The sequence below is a fragment of the bacterium genome (assembly GCA_016708025.1).
Taxonomy (GTDB): domain Bacteria; phylum Zixibacteria; class MSB-5A5; order GN15; family FEB-12; genus FEB-12.
Genome location: JADJGQ010000002.1, coordinates 787,150 through 807,351 on the forward strand (window position 1 = coordinate 787,150; position 20,202 = coordinate 807,351).

Sequence of the window (20,202 nt, forward strand, 5' to 3'; positions counted from 1 at the left end):
GAATTATGCGATCATTCATCGCACGCTTGGTTGGGACCATCCTTGTTGTGACAGTTTCTGTCACAGCATCGACGGGAAAAGAATCCACACTCTCAACCAGTCAATCAATGAATCTCCTCAAAGAGGGAAATGCGCGATATGTCAAGGGAGAGGTGACTTATCCGCATCAGGATGCTGACTATCTGACACGTACGGCCTCCGCACAGCATCCTGTCGCCACCATTCTCAGTTGCGCTGATTCACGGGTTCCCGTGGAGCAGGTATTTGATATGGGGATCGGTGATCTCTTCGTCGTTCGTGTCGCCGGCAATATCGCCGGGATCAACGAACTGGCGAGTCTTGAGTATGGAGTTGACCATTTGGGAACTCCTACCCTGTTGGTCCTTGGACATTCCAATTGTGGTGCCGTGACAGCCGCGGCTACCTCGGCGGCGAGTGAAGGATCTGTTGGACCGATCCTTGAGAAACTAGCCCCGGCCGTCGAACGGGCCGCCAAAGCGAATCCATCGAAAAGTGGCAAGGCATTGGTCCCGGCGGCAATCACCGAAAATATCTGGTTGACGATCGAGTCGATCTTCGCCCGCAGCGTGGCGATCCGCCAACGCGTGGTTGAAGGGAAATTGAAAGTATTGGGCGGGATATATCATCTCAGCGACGGTCATATCGAATGGCTGGGGAGTCACCCCAAGCAGACCTCGTTGCTGGTCAACGCTTATAACAATGAGATGGTCGATCAGGATGAGCAATTCTACGTGACGGCCGACTATCAGATGCCATCGATCTCCAAAGCTGCTCCCCAGGACGGAGAGACACCCGAATCAGCGTTAGCGCTCCTGAAGGACGGCAACAGCCGCTTTGTCGATGCACAGCGGACCTATCCGAACCAGGATTGGGATCGGATGCAGGCAGTGATGACCGATGGTCAGCACCCGTACGCGGCCGTCTTGACCTGCTCGGACTCGCGTCTGCCGGTAGAGCATATTTATGACGCCGGACTGGGAGATATCTTTGTCGTTCGGGTAGCCGGGAATGTCGCCGGTCTGATGGAGACGGGAAGTCTCGAATATGCGATCGAGCATTTGGAGACGCCACTGGTAGTGGTGCTCGGACATAGTTCCTGCGGCGCTGTCACGGCGGTCGCTAACCATGCAGAGATGTCTGGAGCGATTCCCGAATTAGTCGACCGTATTCAGCCAGCGGTGGCCAAGGTGACCACGGCGAATCCGGCAGTTGCAGGGAAAGAGCTGATAGAAAAGTCAGTTGATGCCAATATCTGGCAGACGATCTCCGACCTGTATGCACAGAGTCCGGAGATCTGCGCGCGCGTAAAGGCAGGGAGACTGGCAGTGGTCGGCGCCAAGTATCATCTCGAGAACGGCTCAATCGACTGGCTGGGGAATCACCCCGATCAAACTACACTGATCAGTGCGACACTCGCCAAGTGCGACGGCAATGCGGTTGAGCATGCTGATGCCACTGATGATCTGCCGGCAGTTGAACAGGAAACCAAGATAGAGATACCGGCGAAAGCGGAAACAGTGACAACGCCGGTAGCGGCTCCAGAAGCTCAGGCAACGACCGACGGAAAGCCTGTCCAGACACTGGGCGCGGCGCTTGATCGGTTGCAGCAGCAAGTTGATGCGTTACAGCAGACACAGCAACCGGCGGCACCTGCTCCGACAGCAGCGCCAAAATCAGTTGAGGTCTCCAAGGCGACATCGACCACGGTGGCGGCTTCAGACCAGATGGTCACATTCCAACAGCAGTTGCAGCAACTCCAGTCGGATCTTCGCAAGCTGACCGAACAGGTTCAGGCGAATCGACTCGCTGATTCAACGATTGCGGCAATCCTGAGTGATATCGAAGTACTCAAGGCAGAGAACAATGCCCTTCGCGGCTTTACCGAGCAGGCATCACAGAAGCTGGCCTCGATCGATGACGATGTTTACGCGGCGCCGACCAACGAGAATTATCAGTTGGAGCGGTTTGCGGGAATAGTCGACGAGTTGAGTGCAGTGGTGGAGAAGGCCAAAGTGCCGGCGAAACCGGCGATCAATAGCCCGGAAGTCAAGCGTGGTTCGATCACGATGTTTGGGTTGCTGAATCAGCAGTACTATGAGCGAGGCGGAGACAGCAAGCTGTCAACCTTTGATAACAAGCGTGCGCGACTTGGCTTCACGGGAGCGCTCAATAACTACGCCAAGATCACTATTCATGGTGAGTTTGCTAAGTCGGTCAAATTGCTGGATGGGTTCGTGACATTGACTCCGAACAAAGAGTGGAGTTTCAAGTTCGGGCAGATGCAACCGGCATTTGGACAGAACTTCCTCCGTTCGCCCGCGATCTACACGGTCATCACGCCGTCGCTGGCAATGGCGCTTGGATCGGACCGCGACATTGGTGCGCAGGTCGCCTGGGATCATTCATTCAGTAAGAAATTCGGGTTGCAGTTGACGGCCGGTCTGTACAACGGCGCCGGTATCAATGTCTCAGACTCCAATTCGGCCAAGAATTCTGTGGTTAGAGCGCAGATGAAGATCGGTTCCGCGCTGACCCTTGGAGCGAACAACTACTCCGGAAAATCCAACAAGGCAGTGAACCCGGGCAATGTTGATACCTGGGGGAGTTTCGCCAATTGGACGTGGAAGTCGGAAGAGGTTGAGGCAGAGTACATCCACACGAAAGCAGCCGGCGTGAAGAAAGCCGGATGGTATGTGTGGGGTGGCCATATGCTGAAGACGAACTGGAAGTTCGTACCTGAAGTGCAATTGGTAGCTCGCTATGAAGAATACGATGCCAATAGAGCGGTTGTCGATAACAAAGTGAATCGGACGACGATCGGCACCACATTCTATATCGATAAGAAGTACACTCTGATCCAGTTGAACTACCAGTTCAATGGAGAAGAGGGAACGAACGTGAAAAACAATGAATTCCTGGCCAATTTTCAGGTCGGGTTTTAGCAAACAATTGAGAGTGGAAGGTTGATGCAGGTTGTACGATGACGCACAAAAGGGAGCATTGACCAAAAGGGAGAGCTTCAATGAGTTGGAAAGATATTAAGATAGCCAAGAAGCTGTATATCGGCTTCGGGATCGTGCTTGGGTTAACGGCGGCTCTTGGGTATGTCGCAGTTTCAGGATTAAGGTCATTATCTGCAGATACGAAGATGCAGCAGAATGCCAGCAAGACGATCCAGTGGACGATGGATTGCGCGGTGGCACGCCGAGATTTCTATGCGACCAGTGATCCGAAGCTGGTTGAGAAGGTCAACGCAAAACTGACAGACATTGCTGCCATCATCGCGGAGACCGAACAAGGGGCTACCGATGAAGAGATGGTGCTGCTGAAAGAGATCAAGGCTTCCAGCGAAAGCTATGGTGAGCGGTTTGCAAAGTACGCTGAAATGCAGTTCCAGCTGCTGGAACTGGATGCCAAGGTAGTTGAGAACGGACGCGCAGCGCAGAGCGCCGGAACGGCTATGGGCGGGATAGATGGACTGACGATTGACAATCTGGTGCGTCAATGCCGGCAGCACGAAAAGAACTACCAGATGCGCAAGGATATGAAGTGGGCGGAAGAGACCTACACCGCCGCAGAGAAGGCGATCGCTTATTGTGAAAAGATCGGTGGTCGTGCTCGCTCGGGTAACAAGTCGGCCGCGGCCAAACAAGCGGTGGAGTCCTACTTGTCCAGCTTCAAAGAGTATGTGGCGCTGAAAGAGCAGCAGTCGGTCGAAGGCAAGGCAGTAGCTGAGTTTGCATCTGCTTTCCTCGGCAAAGCGACTGAATTCGTCGATATGCAGACCTCGGCTCTTGCAAGCCTATCCAAACAAATTGGCAGTCTGGCAATTGTGTTTGCGATCTCAGCGATACTGATCGGTTTGGTAGTTGCCTGGATCATTGCGCGCGGCGTATCGCGACCGATTGTGAATATAGCCCGGACGGCCGAAAAGGTAGCGTTAGGTGATATCAATCAGAACATCGACATTCACCAACAAGATGAGGTTGGTCAATTGGCGGATTCATTCCGCGGCTTGACAGAGTACATGAAGGAACTGGCTAACGCTGCGCAGAAGATCGCGGCAAATGATCTGACCGTGCATGTCGAGCCGAAGTCAGAGGTCGACGTGCTCGGGCAGTCCTTCAAGACCATGATCAACAATCTCTCTACGATGATCCGCCAGTTGGCTGATAACGCCCGCGAACTGGTGTCCGCCGCCACCGAGATCTCCAGCTCTTCGGAGCAGATGTCCAAGGGGGCAAAGGATCAGTCCGACCAGGTGAACCAGGTTGGAACGGCCGTTGAAGAGATGACCGCGACGATTTTGGAGTCGTCAAAGAACGCCGGTGACGCTTCCGGTGCGGCAAAGAATGCCTCCGAAACGGCATTGACCGGCGGCCAGATAGTTAATGAGACGATCCAGGGGATGCAGCGGATCGCCCAGGTGGTGAGAGATTCAGCGAACTCCATAACGAAGCTGGCGCATTCTGCAGATCAGATCGGCGAGATCATCGGCGTGATCGACGACATCGCTGACCAGACCAATCTGTTGGCGCTGAACGCGGCTATTGAAGCTGCCCGCGCCGGCGAGCAGGGCCGCGGTTTTGCCGTGGTTGCTGACGAAGTGAGAAAGCTGGCTGAACGGACCGGCAAAGCGACCGGCGAGATCACTGAAATGATCAAAGGCGTCCAGAGTGAGACCTCCGAGGCGGTCAATTCAATGCAGGCCGGTCTGCAGCAGGTGGACCGTGGCCGTGAGCTGGCTGACAATGCCGGCAACAGCCTGAACGAGATCGTGAATATGGCCCAGCGCGTGACCGAGATGATCGCTCAGATAGCGACAGCCTCGGAAGAGCAGAGCGCAGCGGCCGAGCAGATCAGCAAGAATATCGAACATATCAATTCAGTGACCAAAGAGACCGCGATCGGCGCCGAACAGTCGGCGGCCGCGGCGGAAGAACTCAACCGCCAGGCGGAAGGGCTTCAGCAGATGGTGTCGAAGTTCAGAGTGGATGGCGGCAATACCGGCATGCTTCACTTGGCGAAGGATGATCACAAACGGTATGTCGAAAATCTTGAGAAAGTGATCGCTGGCAGCTTGGACGTTTCCCAGTGGAAGACAGTAGACCACAAGAACTGCCGTTTCGGAAAGTGGTACTATACGCAAGGGAAGGCGGAAATTGGACACATGAGCGAGTTCAATCGAATTGAGGATCCGCACGCTCGCGTCCATCGTCTGGCAAATGAGTCGATCTCCGGTTTTCGATCGGGAGACAAAGCGACGGCCAAGCGGAGTCTGGATGAGGCCGAGCGCGCATCTCATGAGGTAGTGTCGTCAATTGACAACCTTACAGAGAGCATAGCCAGAACACATGCGTAAGGATTGCCAGTGCGGAGGTCAGTTGCCCTGATCGACTGATCTCCGACACCAGCGATCGGTGCATGTTTTGTCTGTGCTCTGAGGTGCGAAGGATTCTTGAAGTCGAAATATATACGGACTATTCTCTTACGACTCGGAAGTGGAGCGCAAAGCGGCGCTCCCCTTGATCGCTCCTATCGCGTGATCACACACCGGCTGCCTGCTCCGGGAATCGCAGGCCAGGCGGACAAACGAAAACCGATACCTGGAACTCCGGGGGTTGTGGCAGGATGAGCAGCGGAGGGGCTGGTCACCGCGAAAATGACTGCCAGGACGATTTGCATCGGATGCGGCAATTCGATCACTTGACCAATGGGCTGCCGATCCAGCCGGACCGGCGACTCCGGCAAGTGTGACAGGAGAGGACAGAACGAGTATGAAACTCAAACTAGCACACAAACTGCTGATCGCGATGGGCGGATCGCTGCTCGTTGCCACGGCGGCAGTGACGATCGTGACCACATGGAAATCTTCCGATGTGATCACGGCGACAGCAAAGACCGATCTCGAGCATCTGGCAGCAAACGCTGTCGAGATGTGCAAGATGCAGTATGAACAGAGCACGCAGCAGGTCAAATACAACTTTGAGGTCGCGCGTACGCTTTTCCGCGACTATACCAATGACGCTGTCAGAATGGATGGCGATCAGTTGGTCATCGGTGGCGGTCGCAATAGTCGTGCGCTGAATGGCGATTCGGTCTTTGTCGACAAAGTCAAATCGCAGACCGGCGCGACCTGCACAATATTTATGCGCGAGGGTGACAAGGCGAAGCGTATCGCCACCAACGTCCGAAAAGAAGATGGCAGCCGCGCAGTCGGCACCTATCTCTCCGATCAGGTGTACGAGAAAGTCGTGACACGTGGCGAGACCTATCATGGCCGAGCATTTGTGGTAACTTCCTGGTTCGTGACCGCATACGAGCCGCTCAGAGATGCTAATAACAAAGTCATTGGTGTTCTGTATGTGGGCGTTCCAGAACGGACACCGCAGCTTCGTACAGCTATGCTGTCGCAGAAGATCGGCGAGACCGGGTACCTCTACGCAATCAACAGCGAGGGTGTACTGCAAATCCATCCGGCCAAAGAAGGCGCGGATCTCAGTAAGTTTGACTTCATCAAAGAGATGATGACAAATGGTCCCAAGTTGAGAGATGGCGAGATCGCTTGGATATCCTATCCCTGGATCAACAAAGAACTGGGGGAGACTGAGCCTCGTGAAAAGATCGTCGCTTATACTTACTTTGCGGAGTGGGACTGGATCATCGGAGTGGGAAGTTACCTGGATGAGTTCACCGCTCCGGTCGTCGGTATGCGCAACACCAGTATTCTGATCGGTGTTCTGGCACTACTTTGTGGCCTGACCTTGGCGGTCATATTCGCCCGGTCTATCACCAAACCGATCTATTTGCTGGTTGGCGCTGCGAAGAGTATGGCGCAGGGAGACTGCAATGCACAGGTGACGATAACCAGCAAAGATGAGATCGGCGAGCTCCAGCAATCGGTGCATGATGCGGTCGTATATATGAAAACAGTCTCTGAGGCCGCTCAACGGATCGCCGCCAACGACCTGACTGTCCGAGTCGAGCCTCGTTCTCCGAATGATGTCCTGGGAAATTCGTTTAAAACAATGATCCACAATTTGAGCGGGATGATCCGACAGTTGTCGGACAATGCTCGCGAGCTGGTGACTGCTGCAACTGAAATCGCATCCTCATCCGAGGCAATGGCGAACGGTGCGAAAAAGCAATCCTCACAGGTGCATCAGGTATCTGCGGCAGTGGAAGAGATGAGCGTTACGATCGTAGAATCATCGCGGAACGCCGGGGATGCCGCCACTACCGCCAAAGGTGCGGCATCGACCGCTGATTCGGGTGGCCAGATCGTCAGCGATACGATCCACGGAATGCAGAAGATCGCCGATGTAGTGCGGGAGTCTGCGGAGTCGATCGCCAAGCTTGCGAAATCCGCCGACCAGATCGGCGAGATCATTTCGGTCATTGATGATATTGCCGACCAGACCAATCTGCTGGCGCTCAACGCGGCTATTGAGGCCGCACGGGCCGGAGAGCAGGGACGTGGATTTGCAGTGGTTGCCGACGAAGTTCGCAAACTTGCCGAACGGACTGGCAAGGCGACCGGCGAGATCGCTTCGATGATCAAAGGGATCCAGCAACAGACAGAAGATGCTGTGCAAACGATGGAGACTGGTGTCCAGCAGGTGGATCGCGGCAAACAGCTCGCCGACAAAGCGGGGAGCAGTCTGAATGAGATCGTCACCATGGCCCAGCGCGTAACCGAAATGGTGGGGCAGATCGCGACAGCTACGGAACAGCAGTCGAGTGCCGCCGATGAGATCTCCAAGAATATCGAGCAGATCAGTGTGGTGACTAAAGAGACGGCCAATGGTGCAGAGGAATCTGCTGCCGCGGCCGAGGAATTGAACCGTCAGGCTGAAGGTCTTCAGCAGATGGTTGCCAAGTTCCAATTGTAGTTTGTTTAAGAAATCGGTGGAGTGTGGAGGCAGGTCTGGACCTGCCTCTTTTTATTGGTGGTCACACCCGTAGTTCGGGTAGGTTCTCGAACTGGCGAAGTGAATCAGGGTTGACGAGTGCCTCTCGGTTGGTGACCGGGTCGCCGTGGATGATCCGGGTGACGGCCACTTCCACCTTCTTGGCGTTCAGGGTTCGGGGGACCTCACGAATCTGCAGGATGACAGAAGGAACATGCCGCGGCGTGTTGTGTCGCCGGATCGACTCACGAATTCTCTTTTTCAGATCGTCGTCGAGCGTGTATTCATCATGAAGCACAACGAAGAGGACGATACGGATGTCGTTGTTCCAGCGCTGGCCGATCACCAATGAATCTTTGATCTCAGGCATTGCTTCGACGGGGTTGTAGATCTCGGCAGTGCCGATCCGAACGCCCCCAGGATTGAGCGTAGCGTCGGAGCGACCAAAGACGACCACTCCACCGCGACTGGTGATCTTGATATAGTCGCCATGACGCCAGACACCCGGATAAACATCAAAATAGGCGGCACGATATTTGGCGCCATCAGGATCATCCCAGAACGAGACTGGCATCGACGGGAATGGTTTTGTGCAAACCAGTTCGCCGGTCTGCTCGATAACCGGGCGGCCACTATTGTCGAACGCTTCTACTTGCATGCCAAGGCCACGGCACTGGATCTCTTCAGCATAGACTGGTAGCACCGGATTGCCGAGCATGAAGCAGGAGATGATGTCGGTTCCCCCGGAGATGGAAGAAAGCTGAATGTCTGCTTTGATGTCGCGATACACATAGCTGAAGTTTTCTGCTGTCAGAGGAGAGCCGGTACTCAGGATAGTTCTCAGTCGGGGGAGAGAGTCATCCGCGATCGGCCTGATTCCCGCATGCTGACAGGTGGAGAGGAATTTGGGACTGGTGCCAAATATGCTGATCTTCTCATGGTCGGCCATTTCCCAGAGCGAATTGACTGAGGGGTAGGCGGGCGATCCGTCGTAGAGCACAATGGTCGCGCCGATCATCAGTGAACTAACCAGCCAGTTCCACATCATCCAACCGCAGGTGGTAAAATAGAAAATGGTGTCGTCGCGACGAAGGTCGGTGTGCAGTGCCAGCTCTTTGAAATGCTGCAGCAGAGTGCCACCGGCGCCATGGACAATACACTTTGGTTTTCCGGTCGTGCCGGAGGAATACATGATGTAAATCGGATGATCAAACGGGAGCTGGGCGAAGATGATCTCGGTGGCGTTCAGATCAAGTAGTTGATCCCAACGCTGGATACGATCACCGGTGCCGGACAGGTCGCTTCCAATATTGTTGACCACAAATGCGTGTTGAATGGCTGGGATCTGGTCGACCAGATGAGTGATGACATCCAGGCAGGAGTGTTGTTTCCCAAGATACTGATACCCATCCGCGGCGATCAGGACCTTTGGTGAGATCTGGCTGAGACGGTCGAGTGCTCCCTGGAGACCGAAATCGGGGGAGCAGGAGGACCAGATCGCGCCGAGAGAAGTGGTCGCCAGCATGGCGATCACCGCTTCTACCTGATTAGGAATATACGCTGCGACACGATCACCACGGCCGACACCTGCCTTCTTCAATCCCGCGGCGGCCGCAGCCACCTGTCTGTAAAGCTCTGCATAGGTAAGTCGGCCGACCAGATGTTGCTCACGGTAACTGATCAGGGCTATGCGGTCATCGCGATAGCGAAGCAGATTTTCGGCGAAGTTGAGCTTTGCCGATGCAAACCATCGGGCGCCGGGCATGCGATTATCGTCGAGAATCGATGTCGGCGGGTGCGAGTGGATAATCTCGCCGTACTCCCAAATGCTTTTCCAGAACTGGTCGGTCTGTTCGATCGACCATTGATAAAGTTGATGATATGAACTGAAGGCGTGACCGTGCTTATCGCCGAGCCAACGCATGTACGCGGTCATCCGAGCGGATGCTACACGCTCTGCCGATGGGGTCCAGAGGGGAGAGTTGGCATCCGGGCTCGTGACTGACATACTTCGGCCTGATCCTGATTATGAATGACGAAGTTGATGGCGCGCGGTTTCGGCGTAGAGAGCGGCTTTCCAGGCGAAGTCAGTATCATTGGCGGTGTCGAGCGCAATTTTTGCGGCCCGTTCCATCAGATCGGGGGCGGAACTGTCGCCATGGTGTTGCCGTTGTAATGCGGTCTGAAATAGGGCGCGATAATTTCCGGTCTGTTGTGCCTGCTCGATCTCAGAGTCTGAAAGCGGGAGTGGTTCCATTGCCTGGACAAAACTGGTGATCTCTTCGGGTGACGGGATCGATTCACAGTTGCCCAACTGACCGAGATTGTTGCCGGTAAACACGTGTGATTGACGGATATATTCCGGTAGCTGGTCGAAGCCTATGCCGCGCGTTTCGAGCGGTTTCTTGACGGCGAAGATCGCCGCTCCCGATGCTCTCGTGTAGAAGTCTGCGCTATTGCGGCCAACCAGATCGATCGCATCCGGATGGATTATTCCATTCACGAAGATCCGTTCGGCAATATGATACCGCACTACCTCGCAGATGATCAGATTCCCGGAGCCGTTACTGTCGCCGAGGTGGATGATCTCTTTGACGATGCACTCCATCTGATACGGAGATTCCGCCACCCGCGGCGGTTTGACAATCTCGGATGGAATGGGCGTCAACCCGGATTTGATGAATTCGTCTACATCGGTCGGATATTCAGTTGAGGCAAGGCTGACTTGCTGCACCATGTCGTAGGTCACCGCCTGGATGACACATTCGCGCGTGGCGGCCAAATTATTGTATGTGTCTTTGACAGAACCATCGCGCTGACGGCGAGAGGGTGAGATGCAGACGGTCGGTGGGTTGCCACCAAAGGCGTTAAAGAATGAAAACGGGGAGAGGTTTCGTGCGCCAGTCGCAGAAAGAGTGGAGACAAGGGCGATCGGACGGGGGGCGATCCCGCCCTGGAGGTAGAGGAAATTCTCGCGGACCGAGGCTTCGCGCGGATTGATATGCCTTATCCCATCGGCAGTGCGCGATGGGATCTCTGCGCGCGTCTGCTGTGTCATCGGGCCGGCTCGACTACCTTCTTCTTTTCGAGTATCGAATACGATTGCGAATTTGCCACGATCCGATTGGTCAGTCGACCAAGGAGATCGATCTCCAGTTCGATCGTATCGCCTGCTTTAAGCCAAACCGGTGTGTAGACCGACCCTTTGGCTTTGGCTTCGAGGGCGCGAGTACCATTCAATTCAAGATAACAACCGGTTCCAACGGTTCCTGAGCCGATAACATCGCCGGGGTAAATATCCACGCCATATGAGGCACGTTCGATGATCTCGGCGAAAGTCCAATTCATATCCTGCATATTGCCGTCGGAGATCTGTTCGCCATTATGCCAGGCGCGCATCCGGAGATTCCAGGAAGATCCATTCGGACCGGATTTGCGACGGCTCTCCAGTTCATCGGGAGTGACCATCCAGGGACCGAGTGCCGTGGCGAAGTCTTTGCCTTTAGCCGGTCCAAGGCTCAGTTTCATCTCATCCATCTGAAGCACACGCGCTGAGAGATCATTCATGATCACAAAGCCGGCAATGTATTCATCGGCTCGGGAGGCGGGGATATTCTTCCCTTGCTTGCCGATAACGATGGCGCCTTCCAGTTCGAAATCGAGTTGCTGAAGGTGGTCGGTTTCTACCAGCACCTCGCCCGGTCCTACTACGCCGAGGTGATTGGTGAAATAAAAGACGGGGAACTGGTCGAATTCCGGGATCATCTCAACGCCGCGATTGCGGCGAGCTGTTGCAACATGCTGGCGGAAGGCGTAGCCATCGCGACAGGAGGTTGGTCGTGGCACGGGAGAAAGGAGGACGACACCATCGGGGGCGAATACACCTTTCCGTTCGTCGCGGAAAAGTGTCTCGACCTGCCGAGCAATCTCCATTGTGGCAGATCCTCCTTCGAGGAACTGGCCCATGGTCACCGGAAGCGAAAGACCGGCAAGCGGGGCCGATGCTGCCAGATCAACTATATGATTATCGACCACCAGGCCGATCCGTTCCGGATCAGCCGGTGTGCGATAGGAAACAAATTTCATCTTAACCCTCCAGATGGGATGCGAAATCGGGGGCGGTCTTCATCACCGCGTGATAGACATCGTCAACGACATGGACCGCAAAATTGGTCTCGTCATCGGTGCCGGTATTGATGCGAATTCCATTCGGAATACCGAACGAACGGACATGGCGGACGATCAGCCCGCGATCCAGACAGCCGAGATTAAAATCGACCGCAAACTGCTCTGACGGCATCAGCAGAAGAATGAAGTTAGCGTCGGAGTGGATCTGCCTGACGCCGGTTTCGGCAAACGCTTTGACCATCCGCTTCATGTTACGGGCATTGGTCTCAATGGTCATCTTCAGGAATTCACTATCATCAAGCGCAGCGATAGCCGCCTGTTGAGCGAGATAGTTCGGCTCAAACGGGAGTTTCACTTTGTAGAGCTCACGGATCAGGTACTCCGGCCCGTAGGCAAAACCAATACGGACTCCCGCCAAACCGTAGTCCTTCGAGAAGGTCCGCATCACCAGTAAGTTCTCGTAAGAATAGGTCAGGCCATTCGGGTATTCCGGATTGGCCTGCGCATAGCTGAAATATGCCTCGTCGAGAATAACCAGAATATCTTTGGGGACTTTCGCCATGAAATGCTCGAACTCATCCGAACCAAAGCTGGTGCCGGTTGGATTATTCGGATTCGCCAGATAGATCAACTTGGTTTTCGGGTTAATGCGCGACAGGATATTGTCGAGGTCATAGGCGTAATTATCGAGCGGGGCGAGGTTCAGCGTCCGGTGATGCTTGTTGACATTAACGTAGATGCCGATAAAGGTCCCCTCGGAAGTGAGCACTTCGTCGCCATCCTGCGTAAATGCCTTGACCGTGTATGACAGGAGGGCATCAACTCCGGAGCCGGTGATAACCTGCGATGCTTTGATATCAAAATGATCCGCGATCTTGTGAATCAGCGAGTAGGCGCCCGGATCGACATAACGATGCAGATCGGCAAGTGACCGCTGCATTGCTTCGATCGCTTTGGGGGATGGTCCAAACGGATTTTCGTTGGAAGCAAGCTTAACGATCCGGGAGAGTTTTTTCTCACGGGCCAACTCTTCGATCGGCTTCCCCGCAATGTACGGTTGCAGGTTCAGGATAAACCGCGGTATTTCGATCATGACAGACTCTCTGCTACAGACATTTCGTTGTGCGGCCGGTTACTTTGCCAGCCAGGAGCGAGAGTAGTTCGGGTCGATAGTGTCCCGGACGTGAGTCGTGGGACGCAATGGTTCAAAGGTGTCGACCATGACTGCATACTCGCTCGTTTCGGTTGCGCCAAGTGAAGCTTCGGTCTTTCCCGGCTGCGGACCATGGGGCATGCCCGATGGGTGCAGGGTGAACGACCCTTCTTCTATGCCGGCGCGGGACATAAAGTCCCCCTCAACATAATACAAAACCTCGTCGCTGTCACAGTTGGAATGCCAGTATGGGACAGGAATCGCCTGGGGGTCAAAATCGAACGGGCGAGGGCAGAAATTACATAACACAAAATGTCCGGTATTAAATGCAAGGTGGGTTGGCGGCGGAAGATGAAGGCGGCCAACCTTTGGGTTATAATCGCGGATGTTAAAAGCGTACGGATAGTGGAATCCATCCCAGCCAACGACATCAAAAGGATGGTGTTGCAGGGTATACTCGAAAAAGCGCTGGCCGCCCTGAACCACCAACCGGAACTCCCCTTTTTCGTCCTTCGGCTCCATATACTCCGGAATTTTGAAATCCCGTTCCTGGTATGGCGCGGCTTCTTCCAATTGACCGTATGGGTTACGGAAATGCTTGGGGATATCAAACGGGGTATCTGATTCGACGATGAGGAGTTTGTTTTTGCTCAGGTCCTTGAACTTGAACTGATACGGGATCCCTTTGGGGATGATCAGTTGGTCGCCTGCTTCCAATTGGATCTGGCCATACTCAGAGAGGAAAAGTGGGCGGCCATAATGCACGAAGATGTATTCGTTAGCATAGGCGTTCTTGAAGAAATCATCGGTTTCGCGGTTCGGCGTTGCGGTGGAGATGATGCAGTGCCGATTCTCCATGAACTTCATGCGCGAGGTGATGAAGTCGCCATCTTTGGTTTTCCGATTGCTGAAGCAGTGATAGAAATTGAGGGGGGCTTCAGGCCAGTCGACATTTTCAGCGATCGGCAGTTCTTTCACGGCGTAGACCGAGTTTGGCATATTGATGTGATACTTGTTGGAATAAACACCGGAAAAACCGAGCGTCGAATAGAGTTCCTCGCGATAGAGGGACTTGCCATCCGGCTTATAGAACTGCGTATGGCGTTTACGCGGAATGTTGCCCAGTTTATGGTAGAACGGCATGGTCAAATACTCCTTAGCAGGCCGGCATGCTCGGCTGATATTCACGGTCGAGATTGCCGCGAAGTTTCTGGTCTAGTTCGATCGATTCGAAGAGGGACTGGAAATTCCCTTTGCCGAATCCCTGCGATCCGCCACGACGTTGGATGAATTCGAAGAAGAAGGTCGGGCGGTCACCGATCGGTTTGGTGAAGAGCTGAAGCAGGTAGCCATTCTCTTCTTTGTCGCAGAGGATGCCATGCTTCTGCAGGTCGTCGATAGACTCTTCGATATTGAGGTCTTTCCGATTTCGCAGCATATCGTAATAGGTGTCCGGAACGGTGAGGAATTCGACGCCATTGGCGCGGAGCGCGGCGATAGTGTCGACGATCTTCTCGGTCCGGATCGCGATATGCTGTACACCGGAGCCGTGGTAGGTCTGGATGAACTCTTCGATCTGGGACTTCTTGAGACCTTCGAACGGTTCATTGATCGGGTTCTTGATGATATTGTTCTGGCTCCGCACGACTTTGGAGAGGAGGGCAGAATATTTGGTGCCGATATCGCCGGCCTTAAAATCAACGAAGGTCTCAAACCCCATGGTCTGGTTGAAGTAGTCGGCCCAGAGGTTCATTTCGTTTTCGCGGACATTCCCGACGATATGATCGACCGCCTGAATGCCGGTGTCACGGCTGGTGATCTCGATCTTCATGTGGGGCTTGCAGTAACCCGGTTTGAGGGTCTGATTATAGTGGTCACGATTGACATAGACCAGCTCGGTGTCATCGTAGAGCCGAATAGCGGCTTCCATGACATAGCCGTTGTGGTCTTCCAGTTTGTGCGGGCGGGCGACCATCACCGCGCCATGTTGGGTGGCATAACGGAAGGCAGCCTCGACATCATCCACCTCGATCGACCAGCGCTTCACACCATCGCCATGTTTCTGGACAAAACCGAAGACATCATAGTTGTTCGGGTCAATAGCCGAGGTGACCACAAACTTCAGATTGTTTTTGGTGAGGTAATACGAGACGCGGTCACGCACGCCGGTTTCAGGACCGGCATAAGCGGTGATATTGAGATTGAGCGTGCTGGCGAACCAGAACGCGGTCTGTTTGGCGGAGCCGACATAAAACTCGATATAGTCGTAGCCCCTGATCCCATCTAATCCTGACATGTGCAGAGCCCTTTATGCTAAGTCGTCATCTTCGGTCACCGAATCCCGGAGCCGGTGTCAAAGCAGGGGAGAACCCCGGCTAGTATAGAGGCGAGGGGGCGCAAAGGCAAGGGGTTTGTCAGGCAAGGTGGGTCCTGTAAGTCCCTGATACCGTTCTGCCTAGGGCCATCGCCGACCCGTCCTCCTGCATCCAAGAACCGGCGTCAGGTGACCTTTGTTCCTCCGGGCAAACCGGGGTATCTCGTTTGGGCGCAGAAACTAACCCTTGCCGGGGTGGGTTTATTAGGATATATTGGGCCCGTCAACTACATGTTTGACGGTGACGGCGTGCGGCCCCGCTCCGGGCGACCTCTTCGACTCCGCAGCCGCCACTTGTCCCTGGGACAGAAGGAATAGTGCTATGCAAAATGTAGGACAGTCTCCGGCGCCGACTGCATGGTCCTCCAACCCGCAGGTTGCGTCGCTCCCCAATCACCTTCGCCAGTTCTATGTCAGTCAGAACTGGGAGAAATATTCCCCGGTCGATCATGCCGTCTGGCGATTTATCATGCGTCAGGCTGTCCATATCCTGCGAGAGAATGCCCATCGGATCTACTTCGAGGGGCTACTCAATACCGGTATCAATCTCGATGCCATCCCCAGAATTGAAGATATGAACGAGATCCTTGGTCGGATCGGCTGGGGGGCGGTGGCGGTTGACGGGTTCATTCCGCCGGCGGCTTTCATGGAATACCAGGCGCACCGGGTGTTGGTGATCGCCTGCGATATGCGGCAGATAAATCACATAGAGTATACTCCAGCGCCGGATATCGTCCACGAGGCGGCCGGGCATGCGCCGATCATCGTTGATGGCGAATATGCCGCCTACCTGCAGCGGTTTGGTGAGGTCGGCGCGCGGGCAATGTCCTCACGCAAGGATTTCGAGCTGTATGAGGCGATCCGGCATTTGTCTATCCTGAAAGAAGCGCCGAACGCCGACCCAAATGAGGTCGAAGCGGCGGCAAAGCTGGTCGGAGAGCGTCAGGCGAATCTGGGCGCGCCCTCCGAGATGGCTCGGCTTAGCCGACTCCACTGGTGGACGGTCGAATACGGGCTGATCGGCAATATGGAGCAACCGAAGATCTATGGAGCCGGGTTGCTCTCTTCGATAGGCGAGGCGGTGAGTTGTCTTGATGAGGGAGTGAAGAAGATTCCTTATACTATCGCCGCGGCGGATGTCGCGTTTGATATCACCACCAAGCAGCCGCAGCTTTTTGTGACGCCGGATTTCGAGCACCTCAATCATGTTCTGGATGAGTTTGTCTCGACCATGGCCTGGACGGTTGGCGGGACCGAAGGGATCTCCAAAGCGATCGAATGCAACAATGTGGCGACTGCGGTTTATTCCTCAGGGTTGCAGGTCTCCGGTGTTTTCGTGGAAATGCTCCCTGGTTACGGAAATCAGCCGGCATATATCCGCGTTCAGGGTCCATCGGCACTGGCGGTTGGGGATCAACAGCTGGATGGTCACGGGAAGGATTACCATGCCGACGGATTCGGTTCACCAGTCGGCAAGCTGAAAGGCATCTCCACGCCGCTTGAGGAGATGACCGATAGCGAACTGAATGAACAGGGGATTGTCCTGCACCAGAAATGCCACCTGATCTATGACAGCGGAATTGAGGTTGCGGGGAGACTGGAGAAGGTGGTCCGTCAGGATGGGCACCTTGTTCTGCTCTGCTTTGCCGACTGTCGAGTCACTCTCGGTAGCAGAGTCCTGTTTGAACCGGCCTGGGGGATGTATGATATGGCGGTGGGTGACCGAATAGTCTCCGTCTTCAACGGTGCGGCCGACAAAGATGCTTACGAGCAGATTGCATTGGTGCCGAAAGAGCGCACGATCAAGGTCCAGCCGGATCTCAAGACACGCAAGCTCTACAACGTCTATAAGCATATTCGGGAAATTCGCGACGAAAAGTCCAGTCCGGAGCTGCTCCCCGAATTGTGGAAGATCCTCCTCGAGGAGCATCGCGAAGATTGGCTTGCCTCGCTGGAGATACTCGAGATCATGGCGAAGCGGGAGATACATCGGGAACTTCAGCCGATCGTCCGCGAGTGGCTCGACAAACAGGCGGCAAGGAATCCAGAGCTGAAGGGGCTGATCGCCGACGGCTTGAATCTTCTGTATACCTGAAATTCGACTTGAATTGGCTCTGCCGCATAGCTACTTTTCGGGTAGAGGTAGAGTCATGAAAATCATCTCGTTTCTGCTGCTGGTTATGTTAGTCGGGCTTGGTTGTTCAACCACGTTCTACAGTACTATTTTTCGAGTCGAATCCACTTCACCACAGATCGAATACAGGGAAGCCCCCAAGGATGTGATCGATGGTTCGATCGGAGTCCATATGGGTTGGGATTGGCTGGCACGTGCAGTCTCTTCATATGAGACGAACGACTCAACCCGACTCATTCGCAATAGTTATGCGTTTACCCTGCAAATGGTTGCCAAAGTGATCCCTGCAACGTCGCCGGCTGTTGATTCCCTGATAATCTCACTTAGCCCAAGCGGGAGTAAACTCACCGTGCCATTTCGGCATATGCGAGTCGATTCAGTGAATTTTGGGGATGAGACGCGGCGAATCCTTCGATTTGGGGCTGTCGATATCCCGCCCGATGTTGATACGCTGGAGATCAGTTTCACTGCTCGCGATGGGAGCGCAGGGGCGGAAGAGATACAGTATCGGATGGTCCGGTATAACGCGAAGTATGAAAAATTCGGTTTCCGAGCGCGGGAATAGTCGATTATAGTCTTCCGGAGATGATCCCCAGGGTAATATCTTCGACGAGGATATTAGCTGGCTGCTCCAAAGCCGCTTTGACGGCCATACCTACTGATTCCGCCTTCATCATCTTCTCTCGTGGCCAATCGCCGGGGACCTGATCCCAGATGTCCGTATCCGTGGCACCGGGGTAGATATTAATCACGCGGATGCCGCGCGGTCGCAATTCCTCACGCAATGCCTTAGCGAAACCATCCATCGCAAACTTACTCATGCAATAGCTGGTCCATCCGGGGAAGCCGATCTTGGCGGCGCCCGAGAGAATATTGACGATACTCGCTCCGGCTTTCATCTGCGGGACGAGACGCTGGCAGAGGAGAAATGGCGCGGTGACATTTACGGCAACAGTAAGGTCCCAATCCTCTTGTGTGACCTGCTCAAGCGGCGCGACCATGCCGACGCCGGCATTGTTGATGAAGATGTCAATGGGGATAGAGTCGAGCTTTTTAAGCAATTCGAACACTTCATCCCGGCGGCCAAGGTCAAAGCGAAGTAGTTCGGTTTGCGCGCCCTTGGCTGTTACAACGGCCGCAGTGTTTTCGAGAGCAGCCATATCACGACCTTGCAGGAGCAGGCGCGTATCCGGTTCGGCGAGCTGTTCGGCGATAGCGCGCCCGATGCCGCGACTGGCGCCGGTGATCAAAATACGCTGCATCAGATCGATCTCCTGAGGGTAAAGCGATTGTTGGGGGTCTCCCAGAGACGGAGGCGTTGCAGGCGGCCATTGTAGGTTGCGTCAAGTTTTGGCCAGAGGATAGAAACGATATTTTCGCCGGTCGAGGTCTTTTCGGCGAAGTCAGCCACTTCGGCATCAAGATGTTTGAACGCCCAGGGAGAAATCGTGTCGCCGAGTCCGTTGTAGACCCAATTGAGGTCAGCGAGAGTGCCGCTCCGTTCATCCAGCGGGCCGCCGATAGTCGACTGGACACGATAGAGGTGTCCATGGCCGGATGGGTTGTTGCATTTGCCATACAGCTCGCGATTGGCTTGAGCGGAGAGATTCGGATTATTGAGGCGGTGTGCGGCGTGGAACATGCGCTCGACCCCTACGGTGGTTGATCGATCCTTCTGATATTCGGCGAAAAACCAACTGGTTTCATGCAGTCGCACCTGCGACATCGGCATGTGCGAACTTAGCTGATCAAAGCAAAATTTGGCGAGTGATTCGGTCGTTATAGGCCACCCCTTGAGCAGAGGAACCTCGTCGTTCAGGCTTTTGTGGTCGAGCATCTGCTTGAGTTGATCCAGCGCGGCACATCGTTCGCGATAGGGAACCAAGAGGCCCATCTCCGGTTCAACCCGGCCCTCGACCGTCACTCGCAATCGATAGTTGTGACCGTGCCCCATCGGTGATGACGCTATCCCAAACAACTTCTGATTTTCTGCATCGGAGAGGTGCGGCGAACAGGTGCGGCGCGCGGCGGAGAACTCGACCCAGAAATTCCGTTCGAAGCGTCCATCGGCATAGGCCGTCACCGAACTGAGGGGGGAAACTTCAAGATGGAGTGCTACCGGTTTTGCGGCGGTGTCCGAGAAGAAAGGCATAGCCTCCAACAACAACATGCGGGCGACGTTTTCAGGCGTCGGCGGGATCTCTTCAAAAGGAACGGTGTCAACATTGAGGAATTTATGATCGTAGCGCCCCTGCAACAGAGCCGACATCCGCTCCTTGATGATGCTGACATTGATCATCATTCCGAGCGATTCATCGACCGGACCATGGAAGACAAAATACGCGGTGTAGTTGTTGCCGATCCCGTATCGATTGCCTGCGGCCGCGCCGTAGTAATCGGCGTTGGCCTCAGGGGAGAGGCGGCTGTTGTGCATCCGCGCGGAGGCGGCAAATTCAAATCGTTTGCTAAGTGTGAGGTACAT

13 protein-coding genes are annotated in these 20,202 nt (G+C 54.6%); 5 read left to right on the forward strand and 8 right to left on the reverse strand.

Translation table 11 applies throughout. The features are described 5' to 3' along the window. Positions 1-5 precede the first annotated feature (5 nt). The 3 genes from IPH75_09695 to IPH75_09705 all read left to right on the forward strand — a co-directional run bounded on the left by IPH75_09695 (position 6) and on the right by IPH75_09705 (position 7,913). Positions 6-2,963 carry a hypothetical protein gene (locus IPH75_09695; protein ID MBK7142340.1) on the forward strand — a complete coding sequence of 986 codons (2,958 nt, stop codon included), beginning with the start codon at positions 6-8 and terminating at the stop codon, positions 2,961-2,963. Between the two features lie 80 nt (positions 2,964-3,043). Beyond that, the gene (locus tag IPH75_09700; GenBank protein MBK7142341.1) at positions 3,044-5,383 is read left to right on the forward strand and encodes a HAMP domain-containing protein; all 2,340 of its coding nucleotides are present in this window, start codon (positions 3,044-3,046) and stop codon (positions 5,381-5,383) included. Positions 5,384-5,798: 415 nt separating this feature from the next. Continuing rightward, entirely contained in the window at positions 5,799-7,913 is a 2,115-nt protein-coding gene (locus IPH75_09705) for a Cache 3/Cache 2 fusion domain-containing protein (protein MBK7142342.1), read from the forward strand. Between the two features lie 61 nt (positions 7,914-7,974). Here IPH75_09705 and IPH75_09710 read toward each other — a convergent pair whose 3' ends face one another. From IPH75_09710 to hppD, 6 genes are read right to left on the reverse strand one after another with little or no spacing between them, the layout of a single operon-like run. Next, positions 7,975-9,939 carry an acetoacetate--CoA ligase gene (locus IPH75_09710; GenBank protein MBK7142343.1) on the reverse strand — a complete coding sequence of 655 codons (1,965 nt, stop codon included), beginning with the start codon at positions 9,937-9,939 and terminating at the stop codon, positions 7,975-7,977. Between the two features lie 18 nt (positions 9,940-9,957). Then, positions 9,958-10,989 carry a flavin reductase family protein gene (locus IPH75_09715; GenBank protein ID MBK7142344.1) on the reverse strand — a complete coding sequence of 344 codons (1,032 nt, stop codon included), beginning with the start codon at positions 10,987-10,989 and terminating at the stop codon, positions 9,958-9,960. Then, on the reverse strand, positions 10,986-12,017 hold the full coding sequence (locus tag IPH75_09720; protein MBK7142345.1) for a fumarylacetoacetate hydrolase family protein: 1,032 nt from the start codon (positions 12,015-12,017) through the stop codon (positions 10,986-10,988). The genes IPH75_09715 and IPH75_09720 overlap by 4 nt, the downstream gene beginning before the upstream one ends. A 1-nt stretch (position 12,018) precedes the next feature. After that, positions 12,019-13,152, reverse strand: coding sequence for a histidinol-phosphate transaminase (gene hisC, locus IPH75_09725; protein MBK7142346.1), 1,134 nt, complete (start codon positions 13,150-13,152; stop codon positions 12,019-12,021). 39 nt (positions 13,153-13,191) lie between these two features. Continuing rightward, positions 13,192-14,355, reverse strand: coding sequence for a homogentisate 1,2-dioxygenase (locus IPH75_09730; protein ID MBK7142347.1), 1,164 nt, complete (start codon positions 14,353-14,355; stop codon positions 13,192-13,194). A 13-nt stretch (positions 14,356-14,368) separates the two neighbouring features. Further along, the gene (gene hppD / locus IPH75_09735; protein ID MBK7142348.1) at positions 14,369-15,508 is read right to left on the reverse strand and encodes a 4-hydroxyphenylpyruvate dioxygenase; all 1,140 of its coding nucleotides are present in this window, start codon (positions 15,506-15,508) and stop codon (positions 14,369-14,371) included. Positions 15,509-15,908: 400 nt separating this feature from the next. Between hppD and IPH75_09740 the strand changes: the two genes are divergently transcribed. Both IPH75_09740 and IPH75_09745 read left to right on the forward strand, forming a co-directional pair. Continuing rightward, complete coding sequence (locus tag IPH75_09740) at positions 15,909-17,681, forward strand: aromatic amino acid hydroxylase (protein MBK7142349.1); 1,773 nt, start codon at positions 15,909-15,911, stop codon at positions 17,679-17,681. A 55-nt stretch (positions 17,682-17,736) separates the two neighbouring features. Beyond that, positions 17,737-18,285 (forward strand): hypothetical protein, encoded by a 549-nt coding sequence (locus IPH75_09745; protein MBK7142350.1) that lies wholly within the window; start codon positions 17,737-17,739, stop codon positions 18,283-18,285. A gap of 4 nt (positions 18,286-18,289) precedes the next feature. Here IPH75_09745 and IPH75_09750 read toward each other — a convergent pair whose 3' ends face one another. Beyond that, the gene (locus tag IPH75_09750) at positions 18,290-18,982 is read right to left on the reverse strand and encodes an SDR family NAD(P)-dependent oxidoreductase (GenBank protein ID MBK7142351.1); all 693 of its coding nucleotides are present in this window, start codon (positions 18,980-18,982) and stop codon (positions 18,290-18,292) included. Continuing rightward, entirely contained in the window at positions 18,982-20,202 is a 1,221-nt protein-coding gene (locus IPH75_09755) for a 6-carboxytetrahydropterin synthase (GenBank protein MBK7142352.1), read from the reverse strand. Before IPH75_09755 ends, IPH75_09750 begins: the two co-directional genes overlap by 1 nt.